Source organism: Deltaproteobacteria bacterium, assembly GCA_016219225.1.
Lineage (GTDB): Bacteria > Desulfobacterota > RBG-13-43-22 > RBG-13-43-22 > RBG-13-43-22 > RBG-13-43-22.
Genome location: JACRBX010000104.1, coordinates 1 through 16278 on the forward strand (window position 1 = coordinate 1; position 16278 = coordinate 16278).

The 16278-nt window shown below is 51.5% G+C and carries 16 protein-coding genes, 1 tRNA gene and 1 pseudogene; 4 read left to right on the top strand and 14 right to left on the bottom strand.

The window, feature by feature from the left end:
• Positions 1-144: 144 nt before the first annotated feature.
• The 10 genes and pseudogenes from HY879_09375 to HY879_09420 all read right to left on the bottom strand — a co-directional run bounded on the left by HY879_09375 (position 145) and on the right by HY879_09420 (position 10662).
• Positions 145-1767, bottom strand: coding sequence for a long-chain-fatty-acid--CoA ligase (locus HY879_09375; GenBank protein MBI5603557.1), 1623 nt, complete (start codon positions 1765-1767; stop codon positions 145-147).
• A 61-nt stretch (positions 1768-1828) separates the two neighbouring features.
• Positions 1829-3292 (bottom strand): annotated as a pseudogene (locus HY879_09380) (CoA-binding protein).
• Between the two features lie 247 nt (positions 3293-3539).
• Complete coding sequence (locus tag HY879_09385; GenBank protein ID MBI5603558.1) at positions 3540-4217, bottom strand: acetate--CoA ligase family protein; 678 nt, start codon at positions 4215-4217, stop codon at positions 3540-3542.
• A gap of 34 nt (positions 4218-4251) precedes the next feature.
• A complete protein-coding gene (locus HY879_09390; GenBank protein MBI5603559.1) occupies positions 4252-5220 on the bottom strand; it encodes an MBL fold metallo-hydrolase in 969 nt (322 codons plus the stop codon).
• Between the two features lie 133 nt (positions 5221-5353).
• Positions 5354-6085 (bottom strand): ABC transporter ATP-binding protein, encoded by a 732-nt coding sequence (locus HY879_09395; GenBank protein ID MBI5603560.1) that lies wholly within the window; start codon positions 6083-6085, stop codon positions 5354-5356.
• Complete coding sequence (locus tag HY879_09400) at positions 6079-6852, bottom strand: ABC transporter ATP-binding protein (protein MBI5603561.1); 774 nt, start codon at positions 6850-6852, stop codon at positions 6079-6081. The genes HY879_09395 and HY879_09400 overlap by 7 nt, the downstream gene beginning before the upstream one ends.
• The gene (locus HY879_09405; GenBank protein ID MBI5603562.1) at positions 6849-7814 is read right to left on the bottom strand and encodes a branched-chain amino acid ABC transporter permease; all 966 of its coding nucleotides are present in this window, start codon (positions 7812-7814) and stop codon (positions 6849-6851) included. Before HY879_09405 ends, HY879_09400 begins: the two co-directional genes overlap by 4 nt.
• Positions 7811-8683 carry a branched-chain amino acid ABC transporter permease gene (locus HY879_09410; GenBank protein ID MBI5603563.1) on the bottom strand — a complete coding sequence of 291 codons (873 nt, stop codon included), beginning with the start codon at positions 8681-8683 and terminating at the stop codon, positions 7811-7813. The genes HY879_09405 and HY879_09410 overlap by 4 nt, the downstream gene beginning before the upstream one ends.
• A 22-nt stretch (positions 8684-8705) precedes the next feature.
• Positions 8706-9836: an ABC transporter substrate-binding protein gene (locus HY879_09415; GenBank protein MBI5603564.1), complete on the bottom strand. Its 1131-nt coding sequence runs from the start codon at positions 9834-9836 to the stop codon at positions 8706-8708.
• Between the two features lie 193 nt (positions 9837-10029).
• A complete protein-coding gene (locus HY879_09420; protein ID MBI5603565.1) occupies positions 10030-10662 on the bottom strand; it encodes a hypothetical protein in 633 nt (210 codons plus the stop codon).
• 147 nt (positions 10663-10809) lie between these two features.
• On the opposite strand from HY879_09420, the gene HY879_09425 reads away from it, so the two are divergent.
• From HY879_09425 to HY879_09440, 4 genes are all read left to right on the top strand, one after another.
• Entirely contained in the window at positions 10810-11019 is a 210-nt protein-coding gene (locus HY879_09425; GenBank protein ID MBI5603566.1) for a zinc ribbon domain-containing protein, read from the top strand.
• 790 nt (positions 11020-11809) lie between these two features.
• The gene (locus HY879_09430; GenBank protein MBI5603567.1) at positions 11810-12121 is read left to right on the top strand and encodes a winged helix-turn-helix transcriptional regulator; all 312 of its coding nucleotides are present in this window, start codon (positions 11810-11812) and stop codon (positions 12119-12121) included.
• Positions 12122-12344: 223 nt separating this feature from the next.
• A complete protein-coding gene (locus HY879_09435) occupies positions 12345-13361 on the top strand; it encodes a hypothetical protein (GenBank protein ID MBI5603568.1) in 1017 nt (338 codons plus the stop codon).
• A gap of 49 nt (positions 13362-13410) precedes the next feature.
• A complete protein-coding gene (locus HY879_09440) occupies positions 13411-13701 on the top strand; it encodes a 4Fe-4S binding protein (protein ID MBI5603569.1) in 291 nt (96 codons plus the stop codon).
• Between the two features lie 188 nt (positions 13702-13889).
• Here HY879_09440 and HY879_09445 read toward each other — a convergent pair whose 3' ends face one another.
• The 4 genes from HY879_09445 to HY879_09460 all read right to left on the bottom strand — a co-directional run bounded on the left by HY879_09445 (position 13890) and on the right by HY879_09460 (position 16276).
• Positions 13890-14480, bottom strand: coding sequence for an aminoacyl-tRNA hydrolase (locus HY879_09445; GenBank protein ID MBI5603570.1), 591 nt, complete (start codon positions 14478-14480; stop codon positions 13890-13892).
• 8 nt (positions 14481-14488) lie between these two features.
• Complete coding sequence (locus tag HY879_09450; protein ID MBI5603571.1) at positions 14489-15145, bottom strand: 50S ribosomal protein L25/general stress protein Ctc; 657 nt, start codon at positions 15143-15145, stop codon at positions 14489-14491.
• A gap of 20 nt (positions 15146-15165) precedes the next feature.
• Positions 15166-16107, bottom strand: coding sequence for a ribose-phosphate pyrophosphokinase (locus HY879_09455; protein ID MBI5603572.1), 942 nt, complete (start codon positions 16105-16107; stop codon positions 15166-15168).
• A 94-nt stretch (positions 16108-16201) separates the two neighbouring features.
• Positions 16202-16276: transfer RNA gene (locus HY879_09460), tRNA-Gln, on the bottom strand.
• Between the last annotated feature and the right edge of the window lie 2 nt (positions 16277-16278).

The window sequence follows — 16278 nt, forward strand, 5'->3', positions numbered from 1 at the left end:
AGAAAAGAATGAATGTTCATTCATTTTTTTTCCAGGATTTATGGGAGATTTCGAGAAATTCAGGATTTTCAGGAACAAGTTTCAAATTTTTCAAAGGGCTAAATGGTTACAAATTCCGCAACCCGCAATCCGCAATCCGAATTCTCAGGGGAGTTTGTAATCTTTGAAATCATTCCGCAGCTTGGTCTTTAGGAGCTTCCCCGTGGCCGTATGGGGGAGTTCCTCTACAAAGACCACATCATCCGGGACCTGCCATTTGGCCACCTTGCGGCGCATATAATCCAGGATCTCCTCTTTGGAGCATTCAACACCGGGCTTTCTGACCACGATCAACAGCGGACGCTCGTCCCACTTGGGGTGGAGCACGCCGATAACAGCCGCCTCGGCTACGGCCGGGTGGCCCAGGGCGTCGTTTTCCAGGTCGATGGAACTGATCCATTCCCCTCCGGATTTGATGACGTCTTTGGATCGATCGGTGATCTGCATAAACCCTTCCGGGTCGAGGGTGGCTACGTCGCCGGTATCGAACCAACCCTCTTCATCGATAACCTGGCCGCCTTCGCCTTTCATATAGCCACTGCTGATCCAGGGGCCCCGGACCATGAGGTGCCCAAAAGCCTTTCCATCCCGGGGGAGCTCTTTCCCTTCGTCATCGACGATTTTGAGGTCCACATTGTAGATGGACCGGCCTTGTTTGGCCTTGATCGCCAATTTCTCCGGATAGGGAAGGGTGACATGATTGGGTTTCAGGGTGCCGGTTGTTCCCAGAGGGCTGGTCTCGGTCATGCCCCAGGCGTGGATAACCTCTACCTCGTAATCCTGGTCGAATGCTTGAATCATTGACCGCGGGGCGGCCGAGCCGCCGATGACCACCCTTTTCAGATAAGGCAGTTTCTTGCCCGTATCCCTCAGGTATTGGAGCAGCATCAGCCAGACCGTGGGAACGGCCATGGTCAGGGTCACCCTTTCAGTGTCGAGCAGTTCGTAGATGGACTCGCCGTCCATCCTGGCTCCGGGGAAGACCATCTTCGCTCCGCACATGGCTGCGGCGTAAGGGGTTCCCCAGGCATTGGCGTGGAACATGGGCACTACCGGCAGGACCACCTCGGCGCTGGAGAGGCCCAGACCGTCGATGGTGCAGACACAGTAACTGTGGAGGACCGTGGAACGGTGCGAATAAAGTACGCCTTTGGGATTACCCGTGGTGCCGGAGGTGTAGCACAGGCTGGAAGCGGTTTGCTCCTCAAATTTCGGCCAGATGAATTCAGGGTTCTGATCCCGGATCAGGGTCTCGTAACAGAAGACCTTGGGGAGCCGGGTTTGAGGCATGTGGGCTTCGTCGGTCATGATCACGTACCCCTTGATGGTCTTAAGTTTATCGGCAAAAGATTCCAGGAGAGGAACAAAGGAAAGATCGACAAACAGATATCGGTCTTCCGCATGGTTGGCGATATAGGCGATCTGTTCAGGGAAAAGCCGCGGGTTGATGGTGTGGAGTACGGCACCCAGGCCTGAAATCCCGAAGTAGAGTTCTAAATGCCGGTAGCCATTCCAGGCCAGAGTCCCGATCCGGTCACCGGGGTTGACCCCCAGGGATATAAGGGCACCGGCCACCTGTTTTGAGCGCTGGTGGGCTTCCCGGTAGCTGTAGCGGTGGATAGGACCTTCAATGGTTCTGGAAACCAGTTCCATGTCGCCGTGGTACAGGTCGGCGTAAGAAATGAGTGAAGAGATCAGTAAAGGGTAGTCTTGCATCAGTCCGCGCATAGTGCCTCCTTCAATATCGGGTATGATCCCGAGGGTATTTTTTTAGCGAATTGCGAGGGTCTTATATATTTTGCCGGAGGTTTCTGTCAAGCAAATAGCAGTAACGGACCAGGGCGGCCATGGCCCTGGCGGCCCGTTCGGGAGAAGGGAAGACCGGAAAGCCCTTGTTTTGAAGAAGGCCGATGAGTCGGTCCGTCCGGGCTCGATAAGAAAATCCGACCACTGGTTTTTGATAGGTCTCCGGTAACTCCATTAAGGCCTGGGCCGTTTGTTCGACAAATTTTGTAAGTTGGTCCGGAATTTGATCCTCGGGCAGGCCCATCCGCCTGAGTCCGTTTTCCAGTTGCCCGTCAGGGAGCATTAAATACATCAACAATCCTTCGGCCCGGGGATCGGCCAGGAGTGCCTGGGGGATCCCGTTAAAATAGTCGAGGGGATTTTTGGCAAAAGTGATGTCCAGAGGGTTGTTCAGACTGCCGGTACCGGGCACGAAGGGCTTGAGCTTTTCAACGGTCTCTTCCGAGAAGCCGGGCAAATCCAGGCCTATTCGGCCGCAGGCATCGGCCGCGGTGGCCCCCGGTCCCCCGGAATGGGTTTGTATGATCATCCGGTTTCCCCGGGGCAGGGGAGAGGCGCCGAGGACCGAGCAAAAATCGAAAAGCTCGGTGATGGAATCGGCCCGTAGGATACCGCTTTGACGGAATACCCCGTCATAGAGCCGGTCCGGACCGGCCAAGGCCCCGGTATGGGAAAGCCCGGCCCTTTTTCCCGTTTCAGAACCACCCACATACTAGGCTACGATCGGCTTATGGCCGGCAATCCTCCGGGCGGTTTCCATAAAAGCCCGGCCATGGCGGATGGCTTCAATGTACAGGGCGATCACTTTGGTGTGGGGACAAAGGGCCAAATACTCCAGACAATCCACCAGGTCGATGTTGGCCTCATTGCCGACGCTGATGGCCGTGGAAAAACCCAATCCGTATCCGGCCAGATAATCAAACATCTGGGTTATGAAACTCCCGCTCTGGGAAGCAAAGCCGATAAACCCGGGGAGTCCTGTAAAAGGCAAAAAGGTGGTATTGAACTTGTGATAGGGATTGGTTACTCCCAGGCAGTTCGGCCCCAGAAAGCGGATGCCGTAGTGATCGGCGACAGCCATCAGTTTTTTTTCCAGGTCCGGACCCTGTCCGCCCACTTCCTTAAATCCACCGGAGACGATGATGGCCCGTTTGATCCCTTTGCGCCCGCATTTGTCCAGTGTTTCCAAAACCAGAGCATTGGGCAGGACCATTATCGCCAACTCCGGAACCTCCGGGAGATCCATAACGTCCTGATAGGCCTTTATGTCCAAGACGCGGTCCTCCCTGGGATGGACCGGATAGAGGGACCCCTGAAACCCCAGGGACTTTATGGAATTAAACAGGTTGGTGCCCATGGCCGTGAAGCGGTTCGAGGCCCCGAAAAAGGCGATACTGTTGGGATGGACAATGGGATAGAGAAAATGTTTCTCAATAAGATGGGTCATTACTTTCGCAGGCTCCGAATTGTCAATGGATTTATTGTCACAGACCAGGCGAGACAAAATGAAAAGGCACGGGGGACACCGGTTCAAAGTCTAAGGTCCAAGGTCCAAGGTTTTCATACTTGAAACTTGCATCTTGCATCTTGAAACTTTATTTTCCAATTGCGCCCTCATAACCGTAGGGCACTATGAATCCTATCAATAGATTTGGCTGAACCCCGGCCCCTGATCCCTGATCCCCGGTCCCCGATTAAACGGTTTGTAGGACCACCAGGGCATCAACAGCCTTGACCCGTCCGTCTGGATCGATGATCATGGGATTGATGTCGATTTCGGCAATGGCCGGGTTTTCAAGTCCTATGCGCCCGATGGCCATTAAAGAGCGGCTGATGGTTTCCCGGTCGGCAGCGGCCTGTCCCCTAAATGGATCCAAAATAGCCTTGGCCCTCAGTTCCAGCATCATCTCCCTGGCGTCTACTGCTTCAAGGGGTGCAACCCGAAAAACCGTATCGTTGATGATCTCGGTCAGCACACCGCCCAACCCCAGCATGACACAGGGCCCAAACTGCGGATCCCGGCTCAATCCCAAAACCAACTCCCGGTTGCCCCGAACCATCTCCTGGACCAAAATACCTTCCAGAGGGACGGTAGCCGATTGGACCAGGCGCTGACAGGCAGAACGAACTTCTTCTTCAGTCTTGAGGCCGATTTCCACGGCCCCGGCTTCGGTTTTGTGCATCAGGACCGGAGAACAGGCTTTTAAGACTACCGGATAGCCCAGGCGGCCGGCGATAGCCGCGGCTTCTTCAGCATTTTGGGCCAGCTCTTCCCGGGTAACAGGGAGTTCATAAACCTTGAGCAGTTGTTTGGACTGGTATTCTGATAAGGCCTTTTGTCCTTTGGCGAGTGCGGTTTGAATCAGATCCATTTTTTACCTTCCTAACCCGAACGAATCGGAATAATTATTTTAATCGATACTTTGTGGACTTACCATTTTTTTCCCGGATGATGTTTCCTTCTTCTTCAAGATACCTCAGATGGGAAATGGCTTCCCCGGTAGCAAACCATTTTTGGGCCACTGGAAACTGATCCCAGGAATCGCATTTCAAATCCCAGGTCATTTTCGAGGCAATTTGAAAGGCGGTTTGGGCACTGCCCTCCAGAAGGTTAAGGACTTCATTTAATCGATTTTTGTGATGGCTTTTTAATTCCCGGATGCGGGCCCGGTGGTCTTTGATAAGCCGCCGGTGCCCCGGCAACACCAAATGCACCTCCAGGGCCGCTACCTTATCGAGACTGATCAGGTAATGTTTCAGGGGGTTCTGAGTGTCTTTCCAGCATTGGATATTGGGGGTGATATCGATGAGGATATGATCTCCGGCAATCAGAAATTTTTTATCGGCCTCATAGAGGCAAGTATGGCCCATGGTATGGCCGGGCGTGGACACACATTGAAAATGATAGGCGCCGCATTGGATTTCATCCCGGTCGTCGAGTAAGCTTAGTTCCGGCATCCAATCGGAGCCGTATTTGTTTCCCGGGTGTTTGTCCAGGGCGGCCTGCAGTTGATCTTTTGGGAAGCCGTTATCCTCGGCGTAGACGATCATGGCATCAAAGCCTTCAAAGGATTCGATGAGTTCCTTTTCGGGCCGGCTGAAGTAGACCCGGCAGGATTTGTCCGCCAATTTGGTGACCAGCCCAAAGTGGTCGGCATGCAGGTGGGTGATAAAGATATCGGTTTTTTTAAGATCGATGGACAATTGGGAAAGTCCGGTCTGCATGGCCTCCAGGCATTCCTGACGGTTGAGGCCGGTATCGATCAGTAAATTCCTCTCCGGGCCTCTGATGACATAGGAATTGAGAAATTTGAGGGGACTTTCCGGCAGGGGAATTCTCAGGCGATAGAGATCGGGAAATATTTCTTCAGTCATGAATGGGACCTTTCTTGGTTCACCGGGTGCCGTGTTCTATTTGAATCGTTAAAGTTGATTAAAAATTTAATTATCTTTAAAAGAACATGATATTAAATCTAATTAACGACAAATGTCAAGAAAGAATCGATTTTCAAACCCAATCAGAAGCTGTCTCAAATCCCAGATAGGCTTCCATGACGGCGGGATCGCACTTGACCCGGCTGGAAAGACCCTCCATAACCACTCTTCCCGATTCGAGCACATAGGCCCGGTGGCTGTGTTCCAGGGCCAGATGGGCGTTTTGCTCGACCAGCATCAGGGAGATGCCTTTTTCGGTGTTTATAGCCCTGATCAGGGAGAAGATCTCTTTGGTAATCAGGGGGGAAAGTCCCATGGAGGGTTCATCGAGCAGCAGCAGACGCGGGTTGGCCATGAGTGCCCGGCCCACGGCCAGCATCTGCTGTTCTCCTCCGGAGAGGGTCCCGGCCGGCTGAGCCAGCCTTTCTTTCAGCCGGGGAAAGGTCTGGAGGGCCAGGGCAAACAATTCCTGCCGCAGTTTTCGTTTACCCACGGTGTAGGCCCCCAGTTCGAGATTTTCTTTGACGCTTAAATCGGGGAAGATCCGCCTTCCTTCCGGCACCAGACAGATGCCCATTTGAACCAGGCGGTCCGGTCGTTCCCGGGTTATGCTTCGCCCCTGAAACCGGATATCTCCGGACTCGGCCCTCAAAAGGCCGGTCACGGTTTTAAGGAGCGTCGATTTTCCGGCTCCGTTGGCCCCGAGGATGGACAGAATCTCCCCTTCTTTTATCTCCAGACTGACCCCGTGCAGGGCCGTTATGGCACCATAGCGGACGCTCAGATCGGAGATGCTCATCAGCATACCGGGTTTTCCTCCCCCAGGTAGGCCTCAATCACCTTCCGGTTTTTTTTCACCTCGGCAGGCAGGCCCTCGGCAATTTTTTGGCCGAAATCCATGACTACCACCCGGTCGGAGACATTCATGATCAGACCCATCTGATGCTCAATGATGACGATAGTCAGTCGGAAACGCTCCTTGACCTCCTTAAGGATTTTGACGAGGCCCCGGATCTCCCTGGGATTCATCCCGGCCCCGGGCTCGTCAATGAGCAGCAGCCTGGGTTTTATGGAAAGGGCTCTGGCCAATTCCAATTTTCTCTGCTCCCCGTAAGGCAGACTATTAGCCGGAAAGGAGGCTTTGCCTGAGAGCTGAAAGAAGTCCAGCAGTGTTCCGGCCTGATCTTTGGCGGATTGTTCCAATCGGACAAAACGACGGGTCCTGAAAATGGCTTGAGACAGGCCATAACCCTCCTGCCCGAGCAGGGGGGCGGTGATGTTCTGCAGTACACTGAGGCTGTTGAACAACCGGAGGTTCTGAAAGGTCCTGGATATACCCAGATGGGCCAGGCGATAGGGGGCCAGGTCGGTAAGCTCCTGGCCGAAATAAAGACTTTTTCCGGCATCCGGCCGGTTAAGCCCGGTGATGAGATTAAAGACTGTGGTCTTCCCCGCGCCATTTGGGCCGATGATTCCCACGGTCTCGAACTCTTCGACGAAGAAGCTGAGGTCATTGACGGCCGTTACACCGCCGAAATGCTTCTTCAGGTTGATGACCTCCAGGGCCTTCATGCCGGGTCACTCAGCCCCAGGAACCTGGATTCCCTCCTGGAAAAAAGACCGAAGGGACGCCACATCATCACCAGGATTAAGAGGACCGGTATGAGGACCCACCTCAAATCCAGCATCTGGGCAGGGAGGGCAAAACGTAACCCCTCGATCACTGCCACCCATAACAGTCCGGCGTATATGGTGCCGGTGATGCTCCCCATGCCCCCCACGATGACGATGATCAGGAAATCGATCGACTTCAGGAAATCGAAATTTGAAGGGTGCAGAAAGGAGTACAGGTAGGCGTACAGGGCGCCGCCCAGGCCGGCCAGGAAACAGCCGAAGGTAAAGGCCGTCAACTTCAGGCTTGCCGTATTGAGGCCGAAGGCGGTGGCGGCCAGTTCATCATCTTTGATACATTGCCAGAAAAGGCCGAAACGCGAAAAAATCAGGTTTCGGGTTATAAGGATTAAGAAGGTGGTGGTCCAGAAGGCCAATTCCAGATTGACGATCTTGGGAATCCCGATGAACCCCCTGGAACCGCCGAGAGACTCGATGAATTGGTCCGAGTTGTCCAGGAGTACCCTGATCAGGATTCCGAACCCAAGGGTGGCAATGGCCAGGAAGTCATCTTTCAGACGCAAAATAGGGATACCGACCAGGTATCCGACCAGACCGGCTGCCGTACCGCTCATGAACAGGATCGGCAGGAAAGTCCAAAGGCCCTCCACTTTGAAAATGGTCCCGAGGTAGGCCGCCATATAGGCCCCAAGGCCGTAAAAGCCGGCGTGACCCAGGGAGAATTGGCCGGTGTATCCATAAATGACGTTAAGGCCCAGCGAGGTCAGGATGATGATGAATGATAAAAGGATTATTTGTTGCATATATTCCGAAAGGAATCCGGACAGAAAAAAGGCCTTGAGAAACAGGTAGGTAAGGGCCGAGACCAGCAGGAATCTTTTGGCGTTTTTTAAAAAATTCATACCTTGTCGATCCGTTTTCCGAAGATCCCGCTCGGTTTCAGCAATAAGACCAGAAAAAGGATAAAAAAGATGACGCCGTCCCGCAGGGTCGACGACAGGAAGGCTGAAACGAAGACCTCGGATAAACCAATGATCAAGCCGCCTAACACGGCCCCATGGATAATACCGATACCGCCCAACACGGCGGCGATAAAAGATTTGATCCCGGGCATGATGCCCATAAAGACATTAATCTGAGGATAGGCAAAGGCGTAGAGGATGCCGCCGAGGCCGGCCAGTGCGGCCCCGACGATGAAGGTGAAGGAGATGATCCCGTCCACCGGGATGCCCATGAGGGAGGCCGCCTCACGGTCATAGGAGAGGGCCCGCATGGCCCGGCCGTATTGGGTGTAATAAATGAGCAGGTACAACAGAAACAGCGAAAGGGCGGTGACCAGGAAAATGATCAACTGGATATTGGTCACCATGAAAAGCCCGAGGTCATAGCCGACCACCTCAAAGGGTCGTGGGAAGCCTATATAATTCGGGGTAAAGAGTTTGTTGAGGCTCAGGAAATATTCAAGAAACAAAGATACGCCGACAGCGGTGATGAGCAGCGAGATTTTCGGGGCGGACCTTAAGGGCCTATAGGCCAGCTTCTCGATCAGGAAGCCCAGGAGGGCCGTTACCGCCATGGTCAGAGGAAAGACCAGATAGAGCGTCAGGTCCCATTTCGAGATGAGATAATAGGCCGTAAAAGCGCCGAACATGAAGATGTCGCCGTGGGCGAAGTTGATAAGCCTCAGGACGCCATAAACCATGGTATAACCCAGGGCGATTAAGGCATAGACCGCACCTAACTGAAGGCCATTAATGGATTGCTGAAGGATGTAAGAAAAAAATTCCACGTTTTCACGGGTTAACCGTTGTCATGTATTTGAAGCCTTCTTTGTCCACCTTCAAAATGACGGCTGATTTGATGGCGTCCCCGTTCCTGTCGAAGTTTATCGTACCGGTCACGCCTTTGTAGTTTTTGAGACCGGTCAAGACCTTCATGATTTCTTCCGGCGCGGCTTTCCGGGATTTTTCCAGTGATTGGAGGTATATCATGGTTGCGTCATAACCCAGGGCAGCAAAGGTGTCCGGAAGGTGCCCGAATTTTTGCTTGTATTGGTCGATAAAGGTTTCGGCAATTTTGTCCTTTCTCTCCGGGGAGTAATGGTTGGTGAAGTATCCTCCGACAATGGCCGTCCCTCCGGTCTTAATCAGCTCCGAGGAATCCCAGCCGTCCCCCCCCACCAGGACCGATTTCAGACCTTTCTCCCGGACCTGCTTGGCAATAAGGGCAACCTTGTTGTAGTAGTCGGGGATAAAGATGACCTCGGGTTTTTTCAAGCCCACCTTGGTGATGAGGGCGGAGAAATCCACGTCATCTTTCTGATAGGATTCAAAGCCGACAATCTTCCCCTTGCTTTTTTCAAAGGTGGTTTTGAAAAATTCAGCCAGGCCTTTGGAATAATCGTTGCCCACATCATAAAGCACGGCTGCGGTCTTGGCTTTCAGCTCCTTGGCGGCAAAATTGGCGGCCACACGGCCTTGAAAAGGGTCGATGAAACAGGCCCTGAAGACATAGGGCTTTCTCTTGTTGTCATGGACCGTTACCTTGGGATTGGTGGCCGTACCGGTTACCATGGGCACTTTATTTTTTTCGGCGATTTCGCTTACCGGGATGGCGACTTTCGAAGTCAAGGGTCCGATGAGACCGTAGACCTTGTCCTGGGTGATCAGTTTGAGTGCCCCATTGATCCCCTCGGTGGCGTCATTACGGTCATCGACAATAACAGTCGTTATCTGATATTTGCCTGTCCTGGCGTATTCTTCCAAGGCAATCTGGAAACCATTCTTGGCCGATTCGCCAAAGGTTTTGACATCTCCGGTCAAAGGGACGATCAAGCCCAGTTTGATGGTTTCCCTGGCCTGGACTGTTAAGAGGGTGGACATTAAAGCAAGTCCGAAAATCAGAGCGGAAAAAATTTTCTTCATGGGGGTCTCCTGATTCGTTGGTTAGGCGCTTATTAAATGTACATCGATACAGTTTTGTCGATCATGCGGCAATATTCTTGTAGGGTCGGTGCAGCGAAGCGTAACCCACCGGTCTTTCCGGAGGAGTATAAAATAGGTCGGGAAACAGGGTCAAGAAAAATGATAGGGGCCTGTGGGGGAAAAAGATGAATTATCAGGGGCGAAGGAGATGCTGACGATAAAAAGACAGTTCGGCAATAGAGGCCTGCAGGTCATAATAGGCATCATGGCGGCTGTCCGTACCAGGCAGCAGGGCCTCTGAAAAATATTGTTTGATGATTTCCGGGTGATCCTTTTGAAATTCCATTTCCGGGTGGAGGCCAAGCCATTCCAGCTTGAAGGACGTTACATCCAGATGGCGGTAATGAAGACGGCTTAAAAAGCGGGGCAGAAAGCGACGGACCAGCCACCAGTCGGCATGGATGCTGTTTCCGGCCAAGATGGGACGCCGATCTTCTTTATCGGCAGGAGCACCGGTTACGGAATCCACATGGGCGGCCAGGCGTTCGTCGGCCACAGCAATATCTGCCGCCTCCGAAGACCGACAGGCCTTGACCAGGTCCGGCAGATTCTGCTCCACCCAGGGGCTGATGGGTTGGCCGTCAGGTAGCCTAATGGTTAATCGGACATCCTGCTCGAGCGGCAATACCCGCCGCAGAGAAGTGTCCGTGATCAGGGCCGCCACTTGGAGCAAAGAGGCGGTTTCCAGTTCCAGGGTGGAGTATTCGGTGTCAAACCAGACATAATATTGATTTGCCGTTTTTGTTTGCCCTTTCTGTTCCGCCATTTTGTCTCCTTAACCCGGAATTTTGTTATTGATCCTATACCATATAACTATTCATTTTTCCAGGTTAAAATCAAAGAGGTCCTTGACAAGGGAGACAAGATGGTTATAATAAAAAGCAAGTTTACCTATAGGCAAAGGAGGGGTTATATGCCTATTTACGAATACCGGTGTGTGGATTGTTCTAAAATTTTCGAGAAGATAGTCTGGAATTCCAAAAACGAGGAAATTTGTTGCCCTGATTGTAAGGGCGGTAAAGTCGTTCGCCTTTTATCTCCCTTTTCCAAGTCCGGTGGGAAGCCGGGTGAAGGGGTTTCCCTGCCTTCCGCCTGCGGACCATCTTCTTCGGGATTTTCCTGAGCTTCATAATTGAAAAGAACCGTCGGTTCTTTAATGAAAAAGTTGCAAGATGCAAGTTGCAAGAATGAAAAAACCTTCAACCCTGCCTTGAACTTGTTTTCATGTCTCATGGCGCCTGCCCGAACATGGATTAAAGGAAGAACAAATGAACACAATTATTTGGTTGCTGGTCGTATTGGCCGGATGGTATGCACTCAACCGCTGGGTCTTTCCGAAGCTGGGTCTTCATAGCTGAATGTCTTCCCCCTCCTGCCAGGTTAAGGGGCAGGGTGAAGAGAAAGAACTTTAGTACGAAAATAACGTTCAGGGATCGGGGGTCAGGGATCGGGGGTCGGCGAAAGACATTTTCATTCTTCGTAGTGCCCGACCCGGGCATGAGCGCTTAACATGAAATAAAGTTGCAAGATGCAAGTTACAAGCGTGATAAACTTTGAACCTTGAACCTTTTTTTATGATCTATGGCGCCGGCAGTGGAACGAGGGTTTAATAAGATCAGAACCTCCCCGGATATCATCATCCAATAAAAAATCAGCCAATTTTCGAAGGGATAGGGAGATCTTTTCTCTTGACAAGTGCTAAATTAATCGTTAATCTACGATAAACGATTAATGATTGCTTGTTAGTACTACAGCGACAGTTTTCCCGTCATTCACGAATGTCTTTATCGGGAATCCAGGTTTTTAAAAAAAATGAGAAAACCAAAGTCCCTGGATTCCGGCTTAAAGCCTGCCGGAATGACGGTTAAGTGGACGCCTTAGTAAAAAATACGCTGTAGTAGTAGGGGACTTCCATGATTAAAAAGATAACGACCGTGGGGCAGGGGGAAAAGAATGAAGAGGACCAGGCAAACTTTGCCATACTGTGTAAGGCCCTTAGCCATCCGGCCCGTCTCAGGATCATCGAATATCTTAAAGAGGTGGATCAGTGTATCTGCGGAAAGATTGTCGATATCCTGCCCTTGTCCCAATCCACGGTCAGCCAACATCTGAAAATACTCAAAGAGGCGAATCTGATTTTGGGCGAGGTGGATGGCCCAAGGACCTGCTATTGCCTAAACAAGGAAATGTTTGATAAATTTAAAAATATGGCTACGGACTTATAAACCATAGGAGGTATTAATGACAGAGCTAAAAACCGTCCAGGACAGTTGCTGCTCGGCCAAAGGAGGCCTGGCCGGGGTTGAATTAAACAAAACCATGATGCCCCTGCCGATGTTTACCCCTCAAAAGGAAGAGGATGAGGTCTGCTGCGGGCCGAAACAGGCCCCCCGGAGCTCTCCCTTGGAAAAACCAGGGTACCGCATTCTGCCTTTTGTGGAAGATATTATGGCCACGACAAGTGGACCCATCCCCAGGATCAAAACCGAATTGGATAAGCGGGACCGTATAGGGTCCCTCCTGGTGCGGTTGGGTGCCAACCGCAACAACTACAAGGTTTCGCCGGGGTTGTATGCCTTGGGCCGTCCCGATTCGGAATCCGTCGTTCTGGTGACGGCCAACTACAAATTAACCTTTGATACCCTTCGTAAGGCGTTGAATGGCCTGAATGCCTGGCTGTTGGTCCTGGATACCCGGGGTGTAAATGTCTGGTGTGCGGCCGGGAAAAAGAATTTTTCCAGTGAAGAAGTCATCTTACAGGTAAAAAATGCTCATCTGGATCAATTAGTTTCTCATAGAAAACTCATCCTGCCCCAGCTTTCAGCAACCGGGGTTTCGGCCCTTAAGGTTAAAAAAGGGTGCGGTTTTGAAGTGGTCTGGGGTCCGATTCAGGCCGGGGATATCAAATCTTTCCTGGCTGCCGGGTTCCAGGCCGGAAAGGCCATGCGCCAGGTTACTTTCACCTTGTCTGAAAGGCTGGTTTTAACCCCGGTGGAGATTTCCCAGACTTTAAAGTCCCTTCTTTGGCTGATCCCCCTTATGTTTTTATTATCCGGGATCGGGCCGGATATCTTTTCTTTGGCTAACCTCTGGCAAAGAGGAGTGCCGGTCTCTCTGGCCGTTGTCCTGGGGGTCTTAAGTGGAACGGTGCTCACGCCGGCCTTGTTACCCTGGATCCCTTTCCGGGCCTTTTCTGTAAAAGGCGCCCTGGCAGGTTTATTGGTCGGTCTCGGATTGATGCTGTTTTCTTTAAAAACCATTGCTTTTTTACCGGCCCTGGCCTTGATCCTTTTGACCGTCACCCTCAGTTCCTATCTGGCCATGAACTTCACCGGCTGTACACCCTTTACTTCCCCTTCCGGGGTGGAAAAGGAGATGCGCCAGGCGATCCCTTTACAGTCGGTGGCCGCCTGTCTGGGGTTGATCCTCTGGTTTATATCGGCCTTTGTCAGGACACCGGTTTAGTTCGAAAATAAAGTTTCAAGATGCAAGATGCAAGTTTGAGGAGTTACTTATGGAAAAGTTTCGATATCTACCCAATGTTTCCACCCTTAAATTGGATGAATCCCTCTGTATAGGATGTGGTTCCTGCACCCTGGTTTGTCCCCACAGCGTATTTACGATGAACGAAAAGAAGGCCCATATAGCGGATTTTGATGGTTGTATGGAGTGCGGGGCTTGTATGAACAATTGTCCGGTCGCGGCCATCGACCTTCGCCCGGGGGTGGGCTGTGCCGCTGCCATCATCCAATCCTGGTTTAAAGGGAAAGTCGGGGTTTCCTGCGAAACCGAAACCTGTTGTTAGCCTTCCGGCTTCCTGGGACATCACGAAGAATGAAAATTTTCTGGGGCTATAGGCTATAGGTAAGGGACAGGGTTCAAGGTTTTTACACTTGCAACTTTTTTTCGTATTAAACCCTCATGCCCCTTGGTGTGCTACGAATCATGAAAATGGTTTACTCCGAACTCCGAACTCTGAACTTTTTTTTCGTACTAACCGCCCTGGCCTTCAGGGCTTGTTTTCCGGACATTAAACCGGTTCATGGCCGCGGTCACACCCTGCTTCAATAGGGTCTCAATGGCGTCGCAAGCCTGGTCGATAAAGGGGGAGAGTTCCTTTTTTTCTCCGGCCGAAAAGTTTTCCAGGACATAGGCTTCAGGGGGAATTTCTTCTGCCGGCCGGCTGATACCCATCCGTATCCGTATAAAATCCTGGGTCTTCAATTGTTCAATAATCGAAAGGATGCCTTTATGCCCGGCAGCCCCTCCCTTAGGGGCAATGCGGATCCGGGTCCAGGGGAGATCCAGATCATCATGGACCACGATCAGATGATCAGGCAGGATTTGATAATAACGCAGGAAGGAGCCAATGGCCCGACCGCTCAGATTCATATAGGTCAAAGGGGTCAGGAGAATGACCTTTTCCTTAAGAATTTCTCCCAACCCATAACCGCTTTCGAATTTCTTTTTTTCTATGGGGATTTGATGACGAAGGGCCAAGGCCTGGAGAGTCAAGAAACCCATATTATGGCGTGTGAATTGATATTTTTTGCCTGGGTTCCCTAAACCGGCAATCAGGTACACCAGGGAAATTACCCCGCCCCCTCGGTTTTGGCCTTGCCCTTTTTGGCAACGACTTCCACTTCAGATCCGGCAGCAGCTTCCCCGGGGGCGGTTTTTTCTTCAACCGGCGCAACAACGGTAATCAGAGTCAGTTGGGCATCCGAGAGGACCCGTATCCCCTCCGGTAATTTCAGGTCCTGGACATGAAAAGAATCCCCGATTCCCAAACTACTGACATCCACTTCAATAAAATCCGGGATATGGGTCGGCAGACAGCGAATCTCCAGTTCCCTGGAAATTTCCTGGAGGAATCCTCCATTTTCCACGCCGGGGGCCTTTCCGACGACCTTTAACCCGACCGTTATGTCGATTTCCTTGGTTAAAGAGACCTCATAAAAATCGGCATGCAGGATTTCCCGATCGAGAGGGGTCCTCTGCAATTCTTTAAGCATTACCGTTTTAACGATTTCCTGGTTGTCCCCCTTAATGGTCAATTGATAGAGGGTATTTTCACTGCTCTGGGTTTTCAGGATTTTTCCAAAAGAGACCTTGGATACACCAATAGCAATCGATTCGGTCTCCGGTCCATAAAAAATTGCCGGGATATTCCCTGCCCGCCGTAAGGCGCGGGCCTTGCCCTTGCCGGAAGATTCTCTAATAAAACCTTCTAAATTTACCTGTTCCATAATAAAATTTCTGCCTTTCCTTAAACAAATAGTGAACTAACGGAGTCTTCGTCATGAGTCCTTCGAATAGCCTCGCCGAAAAGGGGGGCAACCGAAAGGACCTTGATCTTGGGACAAGAACGGGCGTTGTCCCGTAACGGAATGGTATCAGTGACCACTAATTGGTCCATGGGAGATTTCATAATCAAATCCAGGGCCGGGCCGGAAAGCACCGGATGGGTAGCGCAGGCATAGATTTTTGCAGCCCCTTGTTCGGCCAAAGCCGCGGCCGCCTTGGTAAGGGTTCCTGCCGTGTCCACCATGTCATCTAAAAGGACGACGGTGCATCCTTTCACATTGCCGACAATATGCATCACCTCGGAGGAATTGGGCCGGTCGCGCCTTTTATCGATTATAGCGATCTGGGCATTAAGCCTTTTGGCAAAGGCCCTGGCCCTTTCCACCCCTCCCACGTCCGGGGAGACGATGACCAGGTTGTTTTGAAAATTTTCTTTTATATAATTCAGTAATACCGGGGCTGCATAGAGGTTGTCTACGGGGATATTGAAAAAACCCTGGATCTGCCCGGCGTGAAGGTCCATGGTCAATACCCGTTTGGCGCCGGATGCAGTAATGATATCGGCCACTAATTTGGCCGTTATCGGGACCCTCGGAGCCACCTTACGATCCTGACGGGCATATCCGTAGTAGGGCATGACCGCAGTAATGCGCTGGGCCGAGGCCCTCCGAAGGGCGTCCATGATAATTAAAAGCTCCATCAGATTATCGTTGACTGGAGAGCAGGTGGATTGCATGACAAAAACATCTTTGCCGCGGACGTTTTCACCTATTTCCACAAAAATCTCGCCGTCACTGAACCTTCTGACCTGAATAGCCCCCAGATCCATCTCTAAATAAGAGCAGATCCTTTCCGCTAATTGAGGATTAGAATTGCCGGTAAAAAATTTTAACTGATTAGCCATCGTTCCTGTCTATGAAATAAATTTTTATACTCTGGAGATTGGGTTTTTCAAAATTCCGAAATCCGAATTCCGAAATCCGCAATCAGAAATTGACTGGCTGGGGTGGGAGGATTCGAACCTCCGAATGCGGGTTCCAAAGACCCGTGTCTTACCGCTTGACGACACCCCAAC

What these genes read in the sequence shown, in the direction of transcription:
- HY879_09450 (MBI5603571.1), bottom strand. Translation starts at nt 15,145, where the DNA reads ATGGAACAGGTAAATTTAGAAGGTTTTATTAGAGAATCTTCCGGCAAG.
- HY879_09405 (MBI5603562.1), bottom strand. Translation starts at nt 7,814, where the DNA reads ATGAATTTTTTAAAAAACGCCAAAAGATTCCTGCTGGTCTCGGCCCTT.
- HY879_09430 (MBI5603567.1), top strand. Translation starts at nt 11,810, where the DNA reads ATGATTAAAAAGATAACGACCGTGGGGCAGGGGGAAAAGAATGAAGAG.
- HY879_09390 (MBI5603559.1), bottom strand. Translation starts at nt 5,220, where the DNA reads ATGACTGAAGAAATATTTCCCGATCTCTATCGCCTGAGAATTCCCCTG.
- HY879_09440 (MBI5603569.1), top strand. Translation starts at nt 13,411, where the DNA reads ATGGAAAAGTTTCGATATCTACCCAATGTTTCCACCCTTAAATTGGAT.
- HY879_09395 (MBI5603560.1), bottom strand. Translation starts at nt 6,085, where the DNA reads ATGCTGATGAGCATCTCCGATCTGAGCGTCCGCTATGGTGCCATAACG.
- HY879_09415 (MBI5603564.1), bottom strand. Translation starts at nt 9,836, where the DNA reads ATGAAGAAAATTTTTTCCGCTCTGATTTTCGGACTTGCTTTAATGTCC.
- HY879_09455 (MBI5603572.1), bottom strand. Translation starts at nt 16,107, where the DNA reads ATGGCTAATCAGTTAAAATTTTTTACCGGCAATTCTAATCCTCAATTA.
- HY879_09375 (MBI5603557.1), bottom strand. Translation starts at nt 1,767, where the DNA reads ATGCGCGGACTGATGCAAGACTACCCTTTACTGATCTCTTCACTCATT.
- HY879_09385 (MBI5603558.1), bottom strand. Translation starts at nt 4,217, where the DNA reads ATGGATCTGATTCAAACCGCACTCGCCAAAGGACAAAAGGCCTTATCA.
- HY879_09400 (MBI5603561.1), bottom strand. Translation starts at nt 6,852, where the DNA reads ATGAAGGCCCTGGAGGTCATCAACCTGAAGAAGCATTTCGGCGGTGTA.
- HY879_09425 (MBI5603566.1), top strand. Translation starts at nt 10,810, where the DNA reads ATGCCTATTTACGAATACCGGTGTGTGGATTGTTCTAAAATTTTCGAG.
- HY879_09435 (MBI5603568.1), top strand. Translation starts at nt 12,345, where the DNA reads ATGGCCACGACAAGTGGACCCATCCCCAGGATCAAAACCGAATTGGAT.
- HY879_09420 (MBI5603565.1), bottom strand. Translation starts at nt 10,662, where the DNA reads ATGGCGGAACAGAAAGGGCAAACAAAAACGGCAAATCAATATTATGTC.